A 14,758-nucleotide genomic window follows, 5' to 3' on the forward strand; every position below is an offset into this window, starting at 1 on the left:
CGAGCGCCGCGAGGAGCATCGACAGGTGTCAGCGGGGAACGAACAACAGGACGGCGCGCACTTCCTGCAGTCGCCGACGGCGCCCCGCGTGCCGCCGCGGACCACGGCGAACGTCGTCGCTGCTCCGCCTCCTCGCCAACGAATGCAGCAAGTGACCGACGGCTATCCTGCGGCGTTCCGATGGCGCCGGCTGGCTTCCGTCATCTTCTTCGTTGCAATCGTGCTCGGCGGGGGCATTCGCGCCTACCGCGACCTGTCGCGGCCTGACGCCTGGTCGTTCTGGAAGGATCAGTACATTTCGCCAAGTCTGTCGGCGGCGCTGGTCGCCAACCCCGTCCTTGCCGGGCTGGGCGACAGGCGCGCCGTGCTCGCCGTCAGCGGCCCCATCGGACCAGCGGCGGCCGGCTGGCTGCGTGAGCGGATCAGCGAGGCCCGTCTCAAGCCGGGTGACGTGATCCTGCTGTCCTCGCCCGGCGGCAACCTCGACCAGGGGGTGCTGATGGGCGAGATCATCCGCGCCCACGGACTCGCGACCGCCGTCGGCGTGGCCGACAATGGCGGCCGCATCCGTCCGGGCTTCTGCGCCAGCGCCTGCGTGTTCGCCTTTGCCGGCGGGCAGACCCGCTACAACCTCGATGGTTCGGCGCTCGGCGTGCACCGCTTCACGTCTGAGGCCCGCGGCGCCGACGCGGTCGCCGACACGCAGCGCGTCACCGGTGCCATCCTCGGCTACATGACGCGCATGGGCGTATCGTCGCAGGTCATCGAGGCGATGTCGCAGACCCGCGACATCCGCTGGCTCGATCCGAGCGATGCCGAGGCCATGAGGCTGGTGACCGCGCAGCTCAAGGCCCTTTGACCGAGCCCTCAGAACCCCACGCTCGGCGTCGGCGGATGTGACTTCGGGCGGGAATGACTGATCCCTTCGCTGCGATTTTCGGTTATGCAGGAGCTTGGCGTCCTGCATGGCATGCGCGGGATGCTCGCTCGAAGGATGGCAGAGGCCGCGCGGATGCAGATTTATCTTCCGATCGCCGACATCCCGGTCAACATCTTCCTGTTGCTGGCGATGGGCGCGGCCGTCGGCTTCGTCTCCGGCATGTTCGGCATCGGCGGCGGGTTCCTGATGACGCCGCTCCTGATCTTCGTCGGCATCACCCCAGCAGTTGCGGTCGCCTCGGTCTCCAGCCACATCGCCGCCTCGTCGTTCTCCGGCGCGCTGTCCTATTGGCGGCGGCGCGCCATCGATCCCTCGCTGGCCGCGGTGTTGATGATCGGCGGCGCGCTCGGCACGGGGCTCGGCGTCGCCACCTTCACCCTGCTGCGGTCGCTCGGCCAGCTCGATCTGATGATCGCGCTGTCCTATGTCGCGCTGCTGACGAGCGTCGGCGGCACGATGTTCTGGGAAGGCCTGCGCGCGATGATGCGCGCGCGCCAGGGCGCGGTCGCGACCGTGCGACGTCCGGGCAGCCATGTCTGGATTCATGGCCTGCCGCTGAAGATGCGCTTCAAGCGCTCGAAGATCTACGTCTCCGTCATTCCGGTGATCGCCATCGGTCTGATCATCGGCTTCCTCGGCGCCGTGATGGGCATCGGCGGCGGCTTCATTCTGGTGCCCCTGCTGATCTACCTGCTGCGCGTGCCGACCTCGACCGTCATCGGCACCTCGATGGTGCTGACGCTCGCCACCATGATGATCGCGACCATGCTGCACGCGATGAGCAATCATCTGGTCGACGCCGTTCTGGCGCTGATCCTGATGGTCGGCGGCGTCACGGGCGCGCAGTTCGGGGCCCGCGCCGGCCAGATGATCCGCGGCGAGCAGCTTAGGCTGCTGCTCGGCCTGCTGATCCTCGCCGTCGGCATCCGGTTCGCGATCGAGCTCGTGATCAAGCCCGACGACCTGTTCACGATCCGCGAGACCGAGATCAGCCAATGACGCCGCTCCGCCTCGCCAGCCTTATCGTCATGCTGCTGCTGGCCGGCGCCGCATCCGCACGCGCCGAGCGCCTGATCGTCTCGGTCTCCAACCATCGCGTGACGGTGACGCCGAACTATTCCGGCGAGGAGCTGGTGCTGTTCGGCTCGGTCGAGAAGGACATCCAGACGCCGCCGGGCCGCACCGCCTATGACCTCGTCGTCACCGTCCGCGGACCGCGGGCCGACATGGTGACGCGGCGCAAGGAACGAAAGTTCGGCATCTGGATCAACACCGACTCCCGCCAGTTCCTGAAAGTGCCCGGCTATCTGGCGCTGTTCGCCAACCGCCCCTTCGATGCGATGGCCGCGCCCGAGGTGCTGCGCCGGCAGCAGCTCGGACTCAACAACGTGCTGCTGACGCAGCGCGTCGGTCCCGACTATGCCGATGTCGTCCCGAACGACGCGTTCCGCAGCGCCTTCGTGCGGCTGCAGTCGCAGCACGGCCTGTACCGCGAGGATACGTCCGCGGTGACCTTCCTCACGCCGACGTTGTTCCGCACCGGAATCCCGTTGCCCGCTGCGGTCCCGATCGGCACCTACGAGGTCGAGATCAAGCTGCTCGCCGACGGCGCACTGGTCACCAAGACCGAGACTGCGTTCGAGATCGTCAAGGTCGGCTTCGAGCAGTTCGTCGCGGCCTCCGCCAAGCAGAACGGCTTCGTCTATGGCCTGGTCACCGCCGCGATGGCGCTGATGACGGGATGGATGGCGTCGATCGTGTTCCGAAGGGACTAGTCGCTGTGCGAGGTCAGCGTTCGATCACCGTCCGCACACCTGGCTCCAGCAGCTTCAGCCGCGCCCCGAAGCCGAGTACGTCGAACGTGTTGCGCAGGTCCTGCGCGCTCTGCCGGAAATGTGCCCAGCCATCGGTGTGGACGGGAACGATCAGCGCGTCAGAAAACACCCGGGCCGTCTCGATCGTGTCGTTGGTGTCCATGGTCAGGTGGAACGGCCCGCGCGTCTGCGCCGCGCCAGCAAACGGCAGCACGATTCCCGCACGAAAGCGCCGCGCCACCTCGGCGACGCCGTCGTAGAACACGGTGTCGCCGCTGACATAGATCGGCGCGGACTCTTTCGACTGCAGCACGAATCCGATGACATCGCCCGCGAGCGGCTCGATGCCGGCCGGACCGTGGCGCGCCGGGGTCGCCGCAACCTTCAACGACCTGCCATCCTTCGTCAGCTCGGTTTCGCTCCAGGGCGCGAGCCCTTCGGCTGACGCACCGAGCCGTGTTGCACCGATCTCGGTGGTCAGCACGCGCCGCGCACGGGACAGGAAGGCCCGTCCGCCATGATCGAGATTGTCGGAATGCTGATCATGGCTGAGCAGCACCGCGTCGACGTCGCCGACCGCATCTGCCGTCAGCGCCGGTCGCGAGAGCTTCTCCAGGGTGACGTGCGGCAGCTGATATGTGCCGGGATCGTCGAAGGTCGGATCGGTCAGCAGGCGGAAGCCGTCGATTTCGATCAGGGCGGTCGGGCCGCCGATCAGCGTGATCGCAACGCTCATGCTTGTGCTCCCACCGTGCGGGCCGGAGCCCGCGTGACCAGATAGATCCCGAGCGCGACGGGTATGACGCCGAGCAGATCCTGCAGCGCCACGTGCTCGCCGAGTACCACGAAGGCGAAGATCATCGCCAGCGGCGGCATCACGAAGTGATAGGCGCTGGCGGCGGTCGCACCGCAGACCTTCAGGAGGTGAAACCAGAGCACGTAGGCGAGGATCGAGCCGCCGAGCACCAGGAAGGCGAACGCACCGATCAGTTGCGCATTCAGCACGATCTCGCCCACGTGCGACACGCCCAGCGCCACCGGCCAGAGCACCAGCCCGGCGGAGAGATTCTGGATTCCGTTGCCGACCCACAGGCTGCCCTTCGGCGCGAGCTGCTTGAAGAGGATGGTGCCGGTGACGATCGAGGCCAGCGCCGCCAGCGTATAGAGGATGCCTTCGAGGTGGTCGGTGCCGACGGACATGCGGTGCCAGACGATCATGGCGACGCCGATGGTGCCGAGCGCGAGGCCCGCGACCTTGCGCAGGGTCAGCGGCTCGCCGAGCAGCAGCGCGGCGAACACCGCGGTGAACACCGGATTGGCCGAGACGATCAGGCCGCCGAGCCCCGCCGACACCGTCTGCAAGCCGGTATAGCCGAGGCCGAGATAGAGTGCGTTGTTGGCGATGCCGATGATCGCGAACACCGCCGCATCGCGCCAGCTCATGCGCAGCTCGCCCCGGATAGCCGGCACCGCGAGAATGAGCACGCCGGCGAGCGAGAACCGCGCCGCGAGCAGCAGGAGCGGCGGACAATAGGTGACGCCGATCTTGCCGGCGACGAAGGCAAAGCTCCACAGCAGGCAGAACAGGCCGATCTCGAGCGGCAGCAGGTTCGACTTCACGGGGGTCACCGCAACGGAGGATAGGGACGACATCGGGGATCTCCTTCGTCCTCGATGTAGGGCTGTTCTTTCCCATCTGGAAATTAAATGATAGACTGAAACTCAGTGGTTTTCCAAATGGAGGCCAGGAATGCTCGATCTGGACCTGTTGCGCAGCTTCGTCTCGGTGGTCGAGGCCGGCGGCTTCACCCGCGCGGGCGAGCGCGTCCACCGTACGCAGTCGACGATCAGCCAGCAGATCCGGCGGCTCGAGGACGATCTCGGCCAGACGCTGCTCAACCGCGACGGCCGCGAGGTCACGCCGACCGAGGCCGGCGAGCGGCTGTTGTCCTATGCCCGCCGCCTGCTCGCGCTTGCGGAGGAGGCCCGCGACGTCGTGGCACGTCCGGGTCCGGCCGGCGCGGTGAAGCTCGGCATTCCCGAGGACTTCGCCGCCTATCGGCTCGCCAAGCTGCTGGCCGCATTCTCGCGCGCCCACCCCGATCTGCGGCTCGACGTGCGTGCCGACCAGAGCCTCAACCTCAAGCGCGACATCGAGCGCGGCGACCTCGACCTGGCGCTGCTCAAGCGCGGCGCCGACGACTCACACGCGGCGATCGCGGCATGGCCGGAGCAGGTCTATTGGGTGACCAGCAAGAGCCATCCGGTCAGCCTCGATGCCCGCTCGCTGCCGCTGATCGGCTTCCCGCTCGGCTGCATCTATCGCACCCGCGCGATCCATGCGCTGGAGAGCGAGGGACGCGCCTGGCACATGGCCTACACATCGTCGAGCCTCGCCGGCATCCAGGCCGCGGTCGCCGCCGGCATGGGACTGAGCATCCTGTCCGAGATGTCGGTGCAGGCGGAGCACCGCGTGCTGACGGCCCGCGAAGGCTTTGCGCCGATCGACCGCACCGAGGTCGCGCTGGTCGCCTCGCCCGACGCCAGCCCGGCGACGCTGCGGCTCGCGGACCGGCTGGCCGAGTTCTGCGAGAAGGTGCAGACGAAGGCGGCGTGACGAGCATCTGTCTACCCCTCCTGCCACTCTGCCGCCACGACGGCGGTGCGTCCCCTCTCCCGCTTGCGGGGGAGGGCTAGGGAGGGGGCCGCTCCAGCAGCGCTGCGCGTGACGCCCCCTCTCCAACTCTCCCCCGCACGCGGGGGAGAGGGCGCAGCGGAGTTCCTTGCGGGTATGATCAGTGCAACCCGAATTCATCCAACTGCCGACCATTCACTGAACTAATAACACCGCGCCGCGGCGATGCTGTGCAGCCTGGTATCGCCCAGCACATGCGCGATGAAGGCACGCTTGGGAAACAGCTTGGCAAAGGCTGCGTCGCGCACGCTCAGGCCGCCGGCATAGGCGCCGAACGCCGGCATCACGGCGCGCTCGCCGTCGGAAACGAAGCAGCGCCGCTCCAAAGTGCGCGCCCGCGTCGCCACCCGCGCCTTGGGATGCAGATGGCCGGCGATCTCGCCGCGCGCGCCGGTCGGCTCGTGGCGGAAGCTGATCGCGCCGATCGTGATCGCGTCGACCACCTCGCCGCCGATGCCGCGCGGCGCCGGATCGTGGTTGCCCGTGATCCAGACCCAGTCGCGGCCAACCTGGAGGTTGGCGATGCAGGCGCGATCGTCGCCGGTGAGACGCGTATGCGCGTCGCGATCGTGAAAACTGTCGCCGAGCGCGATCACGATGCGCGGATTGTAGTGGGCGATCACGTTTGTGAGGCGATTGAGGGTCGCGACGGTATCGAACGGCGGCAGCAGCGTGCCGCGCGAGGCGTAGCTCGAGCCCTTTTCAAGATGCAGATCGGAGACGACGAGCAGGCGCTGCTCGTCCCACACCAGCGCGCCGGAGAGATCGACGCGCAGCGCGGCGCCGGCGACGTCCATCATGCCCGATGCACAGAAAGTCCCCCGCAAGTCCGCCTCGCTTCTACCCCATCGCTTCCTTCACGAGTTCCTCGGCAGCCTCGGCCAGGAGCTCGTCGGCGGCCTCGCCATAGACGGATTCGCGGCCGATTTCCAGCATCACCGGCACCGCCAGCGGCGAGACGCGATCGAGTTCCCGATGGGTGATTCGTCCCTCGATGCGCTGGAGCATATCACCGAGCCGCTTCAGATCGAGCAGGCCGGTGGCGGCATCGGCGCGCGCCGCGCGCAACAGCATGTGATCGGGCTGATGCCGGCGCAGGACGTCGTAGACCAGATCAGTCGAGAACAGCACCTGGCGGCGGGTCTTCTCTTCGGTGGTCGACCGCCGCGCGATCAGGCCGGAAATGATGGCGCAGGCGCGGAACGTGCGCTTCATCAGCGCGGATTCGGCGAGCCATGCCTCGAGATCGTCGCCGAGCATATCCGGGTCGAACAGCTTGGCGAGGTCGAGCCGCCCCTGTTTGACCATCAGCGACATGTCGCCGAGCCCCCACACCGCAAGCGCATATTCATTGGCGACGAAGCCGAGCGGCCGGGCGCGCGCCCGCTCGAGCCGGCGCGTCAGCAGCATGCCGAGCGTCTGATGCGCGAGCCGGCCTTCGAACGGATAGCAGACGATGTAGTGCTTGTTGGAGCGCGGAAAGGTCTCGACCAGCAGCTCGCGCCGCGCCGGGATGCGCGACACGTCCTTCTGCAACGACAGCCAGTCGCGCACCTGCTCCGGCAACGCGCTCCAGGCAGCGCGGTCGTCGAGCAGGCCGCGCACGCGCTCGGCGAGATAGGTCGAGAGCGGAAACTTGCCGCCCATGTAGGACGGCACCTTCGGATCGGAATCGTTGGCCCTGCTGACATAGACCTGGTCCTCGGCCAGCGCCTCGTAGCGCACGATCTCGCCGCTGAACACGAAGGTATCGCCCAGCGTGAGGCCCTCGATGAACGCCTCTTCGATCTCGCCGAGCAGCCGGCCGCCGCGCGCGATCGCGCCGGTCGCTCCCGTGCCGCCGCCGCGCGCGCGCACCAGCCGCACCTTCAGCATCGCTTCTTCCACGATGGTGCCGACGTTCAAGCGATAGCTCTGCCGCACCTTGGGATTGGCGACGCGCCAGCGGCCCTTCGCATCCTGCTTGATGCGCGCGAACCGCTCATAGGTCTTCAGCGCGTAGCCGCCGGTGGCGACGAAGTCGACGACGTCGTCGAAATCGGCCCGCGACAGCGACGCATAGGGCGCGGTGGTGATCACCTCCGCATAGAGTTCGTCGCTGAGAAACGGCTCGGCGCAGGCGCAGCCGAGCACGTGCTGAGCCAGCACGTCGAGCGCGCCGATGCGCAGCGGCGGCGTGTCCTGCGCATTGTCGGCGATGGCGTCGATCGCCACCGAGCATTCCAGCACCTCGAAGCGGTTGGCCGGCACCAGCACCGCGCGCGAGGCCTCGTCGAGCCGGTGATTGGCGCGGCCGATGCGCTGCATCAGCCGCGAGCAGCCCTTGGGCGCGCCGACATTGATGACGAGGTCGACGTCGCCCCAGTCCACACCGAGATCGAGCGAGGAGGTGCAGACGACGCCGCGCAGCCGGCCGGCCGACATCGCGTCCTCGACCTTGCGGCGCTGCGCGACGTCGAGCGAGCCGTGATGCAGGGCGATGGCGAGGTTGTCGTCGTTGATGCGCCAGAACTCCTGGAACAGCATCTCGGCCTGACTGCGGGTGTTGACGAACACGAGCGTGGTCTTGTTCTTCTTGATCAGCTCGTACATCTCGGCCAGCGCGTGGCGCGCGCTGTGGCCGGCCCATGGCAACCGCTCCTGGGTGTCGAGCATCTCGACCACCGGCGGTGCGGCGCCGCCGGCGACCACGACATCGGCCGCAGCGATGCCGCCGCGCGGCTGCGGCACCAGGAAGCGCGCGAGCTGCTCGGGCTCGGCGACCGTCGCCGACAGGCCGATCATGCGCATGTCCGGCGCGAGCCGCCACAGCCGTGCCAGCGCGAGCGACAAGAGATCGCCGCGCTTGGAGGTGACCAGCGCGTGCAGCTCATCGAGCACGACGCGCTTCAGCGAGGAAAACAGGAACGGCGCATCGTCCGACGACAGCAGCAGCGCCATCTGCTCCGGTGTCGTCAGCAAAATGTCCGGCGGATAGCGGCGCTGCCGCTGCCGGCGCGACACCGGCGTGTCGCCGGTGCGGGTCTCGACCTTGATCGGCAGACCCATCTCGGAGATCGGCGCCTCGAGATTGCGCGCGATGTCGACCGCGAGCGCCTTGAGCGGCGAGATGTAGAGCGTGTGCAGGCCGGTGGAGCGAACGACGGATCGCCCCGTTGAAATCACCTTTGCAGCTGCCGGGTTGGTTCCTGCTACCCGCGAAGACGAAGGATCGGGATCCGCGGCAGCGGACTCGCCGGATTCGTGCGAGGCGTACCGGCGGGAAGGCGCGGGATCCATCGATACTTCCGCCGGAGGCCCCCCTCCCGGCCCCTCCCCCACAAGGGGGGAGGGAGAGGAGAGAGCGGATTGTTTGGCGCGAGCAGATCGGTCATTCGACGCAGAGGCCGAGCCCAATTCCACCAAGGTTGGCAGGAACCCGGCGAGCGTCTTGCCGGCGCCGGTCGGAGCGATCAGCAGTGCAGACCGGTTCGCCCGCGCCTTCTCCAGCAGTGCGAGTTGATGCGCGCGCGGCGCCCAGCCGCGCGCCGCGAACCATCTTGCGAAATGGTCGGGCAGCGCGGCGCTGTCGTCGGACGGGACTGGTGAGACGCGGGGCGGCACCGGGGGAAGGTAGGCAGTCACGCGCGGTTCGTCGAGGGTCGGGGCGATAACACGCGACTGCCTCGACCACCTCCGCCGTCGGCCCAGCCCATGCTGGAGCGCACCAGCGCCCCAGCAAACTCCTTTGTCGTTCCTGCGAACGCAGGGCCCCATAGCCACCGACCCCGACGAGACGATGACTGGCAGTTATGCCTGACCGATTGACCCCGCGGTATGGGTCCCTGCGTTCGCCGGCACGACACCGGAGAGTGCAGCCACAGCTCCGGTGTCATCATCCGATGGAGAGAAAATCCCTACTCCGTCATCGGCTTCTCGGAGATGCTCCAATCCTTGCCGTCGAAGATCGAGATGTAGAGAGTCTTCATCGGCGTGTAGTCGTCCGGCGTGTAGGCGTAGTTGACGCCATCGAGGAAGAACGGCGAATGGAAGCCGGCGAGCGTCGTGGCGTGCTTGAGCACGTTCTCGCGGGTCAGCATGTCGCCGCAGCGGCGCAGGATCTCGCCCATCGAAACCGCCTGGCCGTAGCCGGCATAGGCGATGGTGTTGTCGGGATCGATGTTGGGCAGGTACTTGGCGCGCAGCGCCTCGAAACCCTTGACGTCCGGGTCGTCCTTCCATTGCGGCACGCCGGCATCCTTGGAGTAGCGGATGGCAACGATATCCTTGGCGTTCTCGAGTCCGGCGGCCGAGAGAATCGAGCGGCCGGTCGAGCCGGCCGACAACAGCTGCAGCGGCTTCCAGCCGAGCTCGGCCACCTTGCGGATCGACTGCGACGTCGCCTTGCCGGTGGTGATGTTGTAGAACACGTCGGCGCCGGACTTCGACAGGTTGATGAGCTGGGAGTCCACCGTCGGCTCGGTGAGATCATAGGTCTGCTCCATGATCACCTGCGCCTTGCCGCCGGCATCGGCCAGCACCTTCTTGAACGGTCCCAGGAAGTCGCGGCCGAAATCGTCGTTCTGATAGAGGATGCCGATCTTGGCTTCCGGCTTCACGCTCAGCACATGCTTGGCGAGGATGCGCGCCTCCGTCGGATACAGCGGCAGGCCGGCCATGGTCCATTTGTAGTTCTTGGGGTCGTTCCACTTCGAGGCGCCGGTGTTGAGCAGGAGCTGCGGCACGCCCTTGGAGTTGAGGTATTTGTGCACGGCGGTCTGCGGCGCGGTGCCGAGCGAGCCGTACAGCGCCAGCACCTCGTCCTGCTCGACCAGCCGCCGGGTCGCCTCGACGCATTTCGGCGCGCTATAGGCATCGTCCATCGTCAGGAACTTGACCTTGCGCCCGTTGATGCCGCCCTGCTCGTTCAGCATCTGGAAATAGGCCTCGCCGACACGGCCGAGCACGCCATACAGCGAGCCGGGGCCGGAATGCGGAATGGTCTGGCCGATCCTGATCTCGGTATCGCTGGCGCCGGCGTCATACTTCTTTTCGGCGGCCCAGACATAGGGCGAAGCGATCGTCGAGGCGCCGATGGTCGCAAGCGCGGTGGCGCAGAAATCGCGCCGCGTCAGATGTTTTTTCATTTTTGTCTCTCCCTGGACTGCCGGCATTTTTTGGCATCGGGAGAGCTGCGGCAAGAGCGAAGTTGCCGCATTGGACGCCGCGTGCAGCGCATTCAATAGCGTGTAGACTCAAGTCCTGGTGGCGACCACGGCCAGGCCGCGCACCGGCAATTGCTCCTCGGTCCGCGGCGACGCCGGCGCGAGATGGGCCAGCTTCAATCCCGTGGCCGCAATCACGCCACGGACATATTCCGCGCCATGGGCATAGCGCAGCCCCTTGCCCATGATGACACCGTCGCCGTCATGGGTCTCGACGGTGAAGGTCAGCAGCCCCCCCGGCATCAGCACACGTTGCGCCTCGCGCAACACCGGGCCGAGGTCGCCGACATAGACCATCGCATCGGCAGCAAGAATGAGATCCGCAGACGCATCGTCCTGGCGCGCCAGCCCTGCCGTCATATCGTCGACCTCGAGCCCGGCATAGAGCCCGGTGGCGCGCGCTTCCGCGATCATGCCGGCCGACAGGTCGATCCCGATGATGCTGTCGACATTCTTGGCGAACGCCGCCGCGCCCAGCCCGGTGCCGCAGCCGAGATCGATCGCGCGCTTGAAGTAGGCCGGCTTGCGCTCGGCCGCGCGCACCGCGAGCACGGCCTTGAACAGGATGTTCGGCGCCCGGTAGTTGAGCCGCTCGATCAGCTCGGACTCGAAGCGCGGCGCGTATTGGTCGAACAGCGACTGCACATAGGCCTTGGGCATATCCGACAGCGGCGCGGCACCGAGCTGCATCAGCCGCACGCTGGCGCCATGGCGGTCATCCGGATCGGCGCCCCGGGCGTTCTGGAACGCGGCGACCGCCTTGTCGGTTTCGCCGAGCGCAATCCTGATCTGGCCGAGCTCGAACCACGCCGAGGCGAAGTTCGGCGCGACCTCGATGGCCTGCTCCATCACCTCCGCGGCCGCGGCCAGATCGCCCTTCAATTGCAGGTCGCGGGCGAACTCGTAGCGGCGGTCGGCGATCAGGTCGCCGGAGGAGCGGAAGAAACGGTGGGGCATGCTGGAACCGTGGTCTGGGCGGGCTGTCATTCCAGGAGATGGATGCGCGGGTCAAGCCCGCGCATCCCGGCCGGGAATGGGACAGACTGAAAATCCGGCTGACGAGACCTATATGAACTTGATGCGCCCGCAAGACATTCTGTTGCCCGTTCCGTCCGGCCTGTGCTGCAAGTCCGGCGGCTTTCATATCGATCCCGTGCGCCCGGTCGAGCGGGCGCTGATCACCCACGGCCATTCCGATCATGCCCGTGCCGGCCACGGCGCCGTGCTGGCGACGCAGGAGACGCTGGACATCATGCGGCTGCGCTATGGCGAGAATTTTGCCGGCAACACGCAGCCGATCCGCTATGGCGAGGAGATCAGGCTCGGCGACGTCACCGTGAGCTTCCACCCGGCGGGCCATGTGCTGGGCTCGGCGCAGATCAAGGTGTCCTGCGGCGGGACCTGCATCGTCGCCTCCGGCGACTACAAGGATGCGCGCGATCCGACCTGTACGCCGTTCGAGCTCGTGCAATGCGACGTCTTCATCACCGAGGCCACGTTCGGCTTGCCCGTCTTCCGTCACGGCGACGCGGCGCTGGAGGTCAACAAGCTGCTGGCCTCGGTGGCGCTGTTTCCCGAGCGCGCGCATCTGGTCGGCGCGTATTCGCTCGGCAAGGCGCAGCGCGTGATCGCGCTGATCCGCGAGGCCGGCTATGATCGGCCGATCTACCTGCATGGCGCGATGGAGAAGATCACGCGCTACTATCAGGACAAGGGCATCGCGCTGGGCGAGTTGCGGCCTGTGAAGGGCGTCAAGAAGGCCGAGCTTGCCGGCACCATCACGCTTGCGCCACCGAGCGCGACCTCCGACCTGTGGACCCGGCGCTTTCCCGATCCCGTCACCGCTTTCGCCTCGGGCTGGATGCGGGTGCGCGCCAGGGCCCGGCAGCGCGGCATCGAGCTGCCGCTGGTGATCTCGGACCATGCCGACTGGGACGGGCTGACCGCGACGATCGCGGCGACCGGCGCAAGCGAAGTGTGGGTCACCCATGGGCAGGAGGACGCGCTGGTGCATTGGTGCCAGTCGCGCGGGCTTGCCGCGCGGCCGCTCGACCTGGTCGGCTACGGCGACGAGGAGGAGAGCGAAGTGGCGGCGACGGAGGACGCCGAGGCATGAACCGCTTCGCCGAGCTGCTCGACCGCCTCGCCTACGAGCCCGGCCGCAACAACAAGCTGCGGCTGCTGACGGCATATTTCCGCGAGGTCGGGGATCCCGATCGCGGCTACGCGTTGGGCGCGCTGACCGGCGCGCTGTCGTTCAAGCACGCCAAGCCGGCGCTGATCCGCGATCTCATCGCCGCGCGCACCGATCCGGTGCTGTTCGCGCTATCGTATGACTATGTCGGCGATCTCTCGGAGACGGTCGCGCTGATGTGGCCGAAGGGCGCTCCTAATAAGCAGCTCGTTTCCGGGTACCCCCCTCCCCAGCCCTCCCCCACAAGGGGGGAGGGAGCCGAGTGGGACCCGGAGTTTGCATCTCATTCGATAGCGAACGGCAGCTCGAAAAGTGCTCTTGCCCCTCCGAGCTCCGCTCTCTCCGTTCCCTCCCCCCTTGTGGGGGAGGGTCAGGGAGGGGGGTGCCACACAGGCGGTTTCCCCGAAGCGCACACACCCGGATCGCACGCCGCAGGCCACAACAACCCGCCACCGCCGACGCTGACCGAGGTCGTCACCACCCTGCGCACGCTCGGCAAGACCGAGATGCCGCGGCAGCTCGCGCAATGGCTGGATGAACTCGACGAAACTGGGCGCTGGGCACTGCTGAAGCTCGTCACCGGCGCGTTGCGCATCGGCATCTCCGCGCGCCTCGCCAAGACTGCGGCCGCCGCCCTCGGCGACAAGGACCCGCACGAGGTCGAGCTGATCTGGCCGGGCCTCGCGCCGCCCTATCTCGACCTGTTCGCCTGGCTGGAAGGCCGCGGCGACAAGCCGGTCAATCGCGATCCCGCGCCGTTCCGGCCGGTGATGCTGGCGCATGCCGTCGACGACGACGACTTCGCCAACATGAAGGCAGCCGACTACATCGCGGAATGGAAATGGGACGGCATCCGCGTGCAGGCAGTGAGCGGCCGCGAGGCCGATGGCCGCGTCGTCACGCGGCTGTATTCGCGCAGCGGCGAGGACATCACGGCAAGCTTCCCGGACCTGCTGCCCTCGCTGCATCTGCCGGGCTCGCTCGACGGCGAGCTGCTGGTGGTGCGCGATCGTCGCGTGCAGAGCTTCAACGTGCTGCAGCAGCGGCTGAACCGCAAGACGGTGTCGCCGAAGCTGATGAAGGATTATCCGATCCACCTGCGCGCCTACGACCTGCTCGGAGATGAGGAGCACGATCTGCGCGAGCTGCCGTTCGAACAGCGGCGCGAGCGGCTCGAAGCGTTCATCCGGCGTCTGGATGACCCGCGCGTCGACCTGTCGCCGACGATTGCGTTCGCGACCTGGGACGAGCTGAAGGCTGCGCGTGCCAATCCCGCCTCGGCCGGTGCCGGCGACGATGCCGAGGCGGTCGAAGGCGTGATGCTGAAGCGGCGGGACGCGCTGTATCTGCCCGGCCGTCCCAAGGGGCAATGGTGGAAGTGGAAGCACGATCCGCACATCATCGATGCCGTGCTGATGTATGCGCAGCGCGGCCATGGCAAGCGCTCGTCCTATTACTCCGACTACACGTTCGGCGTCTGGACGGCAGGAGACGGTGGCGATCAGCTCGTCCCCGTCGGCAAGGCCTATTTCGGCTTCACCGACGAGGAGCTCCTGCAGATCGACCGCTTCGTCCGCCGCAACACCACCGAGAAGTTCGGTCCCGTGCGGCATGTCGTGCACGAGCCCGAGCAGGGCCTTGTGCTCGAAGTGGCGTTCGAGGGCCTGCAGCGCTCGCCGCGGCACAAATCCGGCATCGCGATGCGCTTTCCGCGCATCAGCCGGCTGCGCTGGGACAAGCCGCCGCGCGACGCCGACCGGCTGGAGACGCTGGAGCGCCTGCTGAAGAGCGAGGCGCTGGCGTGACAGCGTCTCGCGTGTCTAGACCCCAAAATGGCCTGACAATAGGGGACTCGTCATGCCCGGGCTTGACCCGCCTGCGCGGCCGTAGCCGCTTCGGCACGGCGAAGGC

General features: G+C 67.4%; 12 protein-coding genes. 6 read left to right on the forward strand and 6 right to left on the reverse strand.

The features are described 5' to 3' along the window. Positions 1-25: 25 nt before the first annotated feature. The 3 genes from ACQR2C_RS27110 (at position 26) to ACQR2C_RS27120 (ending at position 2,715) form a co-directional block, all read left to right on the forward strand. Entirely contained in the window at positions 26-859 is an 834-nt protein-coding gene (locus ACQR2C_RS27110; protein WP_434882483.1) for a hypothetical protein, read from the forward strand. A 153-nt stretch (positions 860-1,012) separates the two neighbouring features. After that, positions 1,013-1,939 carry a sulfite exporter TauE/SafE family protein gene (locus ACQR2C_RS27115; RefSeq protein ID WP_434847355.1) on the forward strand — a complete coding sequence of 309 codons (927 nt, stop codon included), beginning with the start codon at positions 1,013-1,015 and terminating at the stop codon, positions 1,937-1,939. Then, positions 1,936-2,715: a TIGR02186 family protein gene (locus tag ACQR2C_RS27120; protein ID WP_315801558.1), complete on the forward strand. Its 780-nt coding sequence runs from the start codon at positions 1,936-1,938 to the stop codon at positions 2,713-2,715. The genes ACQR2C_RS27115 and ACQR2C_RS27120 overlap by 4 nt, the downstream gene beginning before the upstream one ends. Positions 2,716-2,728: 13 nt before the next feature. Here ACQR2C_RS27120 and ACQR2C_RS27125 read toward each other — a convergent pair whose 3' ends face one another. Together ACQR2C_RS27125 and ACQR2C_RS27130 are read right to left on the reverse strand one after the other, a co-directional pair. Then, complete coding sequence (locus ACQR2C_RS27125; RefSeq protein ID WP_434882484.1) at positions 2,729-3,490, reverse strand: MBL fold metallo-hydrolase; 762 nt, start codon at positions 3,488-3,490, stop codon at positions 2,729-2,731. Next, positions 3,487-4,407, reverse strand: a complete 921-nt coding sequence (locus tag ACQR2C_RS27130; protein ID WP_434838104.1) for a DMT family transporter — start codon at positions 4,405-4,407, stop codon at positions 3,487-3,489. The genes ACQR2C_RS27125 and ACQR2C_RS27130 overlap by 4 nt, the downstream gene beginning before the upstream one ends. 97 nt (positions 4,408-4,504) lie before the next feature. Between ACQR2C_RS27130 and ACQR2C_RS27135 the strand changes: the two genes are divergently transcribed. Further along, entirely contained in the window at positions 4,505-5,371 is an 867-nt protein-coding gene (locus ACQR2C_RS27135) for a LysR family transcriptional regulator (protein ID WP_434882485.1), read from the forward strand. Positions 5,372-5,592: 221 nt separating this feature from the next. Here ACQR2C_RS27135 and pdeM read toward each other — a convergent pair whose 3' ends face one another. From pdeM to ACQR2C_RS27155, 4 genes are all read right to left on the reverse strand, one after another. Further along, complete coding sequence (pdeM, locus tag ACQR2C_RS27140) at positions 5,593-6,246, reverse strand: ligase-associated DNA damage response endonuclease PdeM (RefSeq protein WP_434882517.1); 654 nt, start codon at positions 6,244-6,246, stop codon at positions 5,593-5,595. Between the two features lie 43 nt (positions 6,247-6,289). Continuing rightward, a complete protein-coding gene (locus tag ACQR2C_RS27145) occupies positions 6,290-9,052 on the reverse strand; it encodes a ligase-associated DNA damage response DEXH box helicase (RefSeq protein ID WP_434882518.1) in 2,763 nt (920 codons plus the stop codon). A 293-nt stretch (positions 9,053-9,345) separates the two neighbouring features. Beyond that, positions 9,346-10,575: an ABC transporter substrate-binding protein gene (locus ACQR2C_RS27150; protein WP_315801562.1), complete on the reverse strand. Its 1,230-nt coding sequence runs from the start codon at positions 10,573-10,575 to the stop codon at positions 9,346-9,348. A 108-nt stretch (positions 10,576-10,683) separates the two neighbouring features. Then, positions 10,684-11,610: a methyltransferase domain-containing protein gene (locus tag ACQR2C_RS27155; RefSeq protein WP_434882486.1), complete on the reverse strand. Its 927-nt coding sequence runs from the start codon at positions 11,608-11,610 to the stop codon at positions 10,684-10,686. 121 nt (positions 11,611-11,731) lie between these two features. On the opposite strand from ACQR2C_RS27155, the gene ACQR2C_RS27160 reads away from it, so the two are divergent. Both ACQR2C_RS27160 and ACQR2C_RS27165 read left to right on the forward strand, forming a co-directional pair. Beyond that, entirely contained in the window at positions 11,732-12,769 is a 1,038-nt protein-coding gene (locus tag ACQR2C_RS27160; protein ID WP_434882519.1) for a ligase-associated DNA damage response exonuclease, read from the forward strand. After that, complete coding sequence (locus ACQR2C_RS27165; RefSeq protein ID WP_434882487.1) at positions 12,766-14,652, forward strand: ATP-dependent DNA ligase; 1,887 nt, start codon at positions 12,766-12,768, stop codon at positions 14,650-14,652. The genes ACQR2C_RS27160 and ACQR2C_RS27165 overlap by 4 nt, the downstream gene beginning before the upstream one ends. Positions 14,653-14,758: the final 106 nt, after the last annotated feature.

The sequence above is a fragment of the Bradyrhizobium sp. HKCCYLRH3061 genome (assembly GCF_051168015.1).
In the GTDB taxonomy this organism is placed as follows: Bacteria; Pseudomonadota; Alphaproteobacteria; order Rhizobiales; family Xanthobacteraceae; genus Bradyrhizobium.

Excerpts from the sequence above, each read along its gene's own strand:
- ACQR2C_RS27115 (WP_434847355.1), top strand. The coding sequence starts at position 1,013 with ATGCAGATTTATCTTCCGATCGCCGACATCCCGGTCAACATCTTCCTG.
- ACQR2C_RS27120 (WP_315801558.1), top strand. The coding sequence starts at position 1,936 with ATGACGCCGCTCCGCCTCGCCAGCCTTATCGTCATGCTGCTGCTGGCC.
- ACQR2C_RS27125 (WP_434882484.1), bottom strand. The coding sequence starts at position 3,490 with ATGAGCGTTGCGATCACGCTGATCGGCGGCCCGACCGCCCTGATCGAA.
- ACQR2C_RS27130 (WP_434838104.1), bottom strand. The coding sequence starts at position 4,407 with ATGTCGTCCCTATCCTCCGTTGCGGTGACCCCCGTGAAGTCGAACCTG.
- ACQR2C_RS27135 (WP_434882485.1), top strand. The coding sequence starts at position 4,505 with ATGCTCGATCTGGACCTGTTGCGCAGCTTCGTCTCGGTGGTCGAGGCC.
- pdeM (WP_434882517.1), bottom strand. The coding sequence starts at position 6,246 with ATGGACGTCGCCGGCGCCGCGCTGCGCGTCGATCTCTCCGGCGCGCTG.
- ACQR2C_RS27150 (WP_315801562.1), bottom strand. The coding sequence starts at position 10,575 with ATGAAAAAACATCTGACGCGGCGCGATTTCTGCGCCACCGCGCTTGCG.
- ACQR2C_RS27155 (WP_434882486.1), bottom strand. The coding sequence starts at position 11,610 with ATGCCCCACCGTTTCTTCCGCTCCTCCGGCGACCTGATCGCCGACCGC.
- ACQR2C_RS27160 (WP_434882519.1), top strand. The coding sequence starts at position 11,732 with ATGCGCCCGCAAGACATTCTGTTGCCCGTTCCGTCCGGCCTGTGCTGC.
- ACQR2C_RS27165 (WP_434882487.1), top strand. The coding sequence starts at position 12,766 with ATGAACCGCTTCGCCGAGCTGCTCGACCGCCTCGCCTACGAGCCCGGC.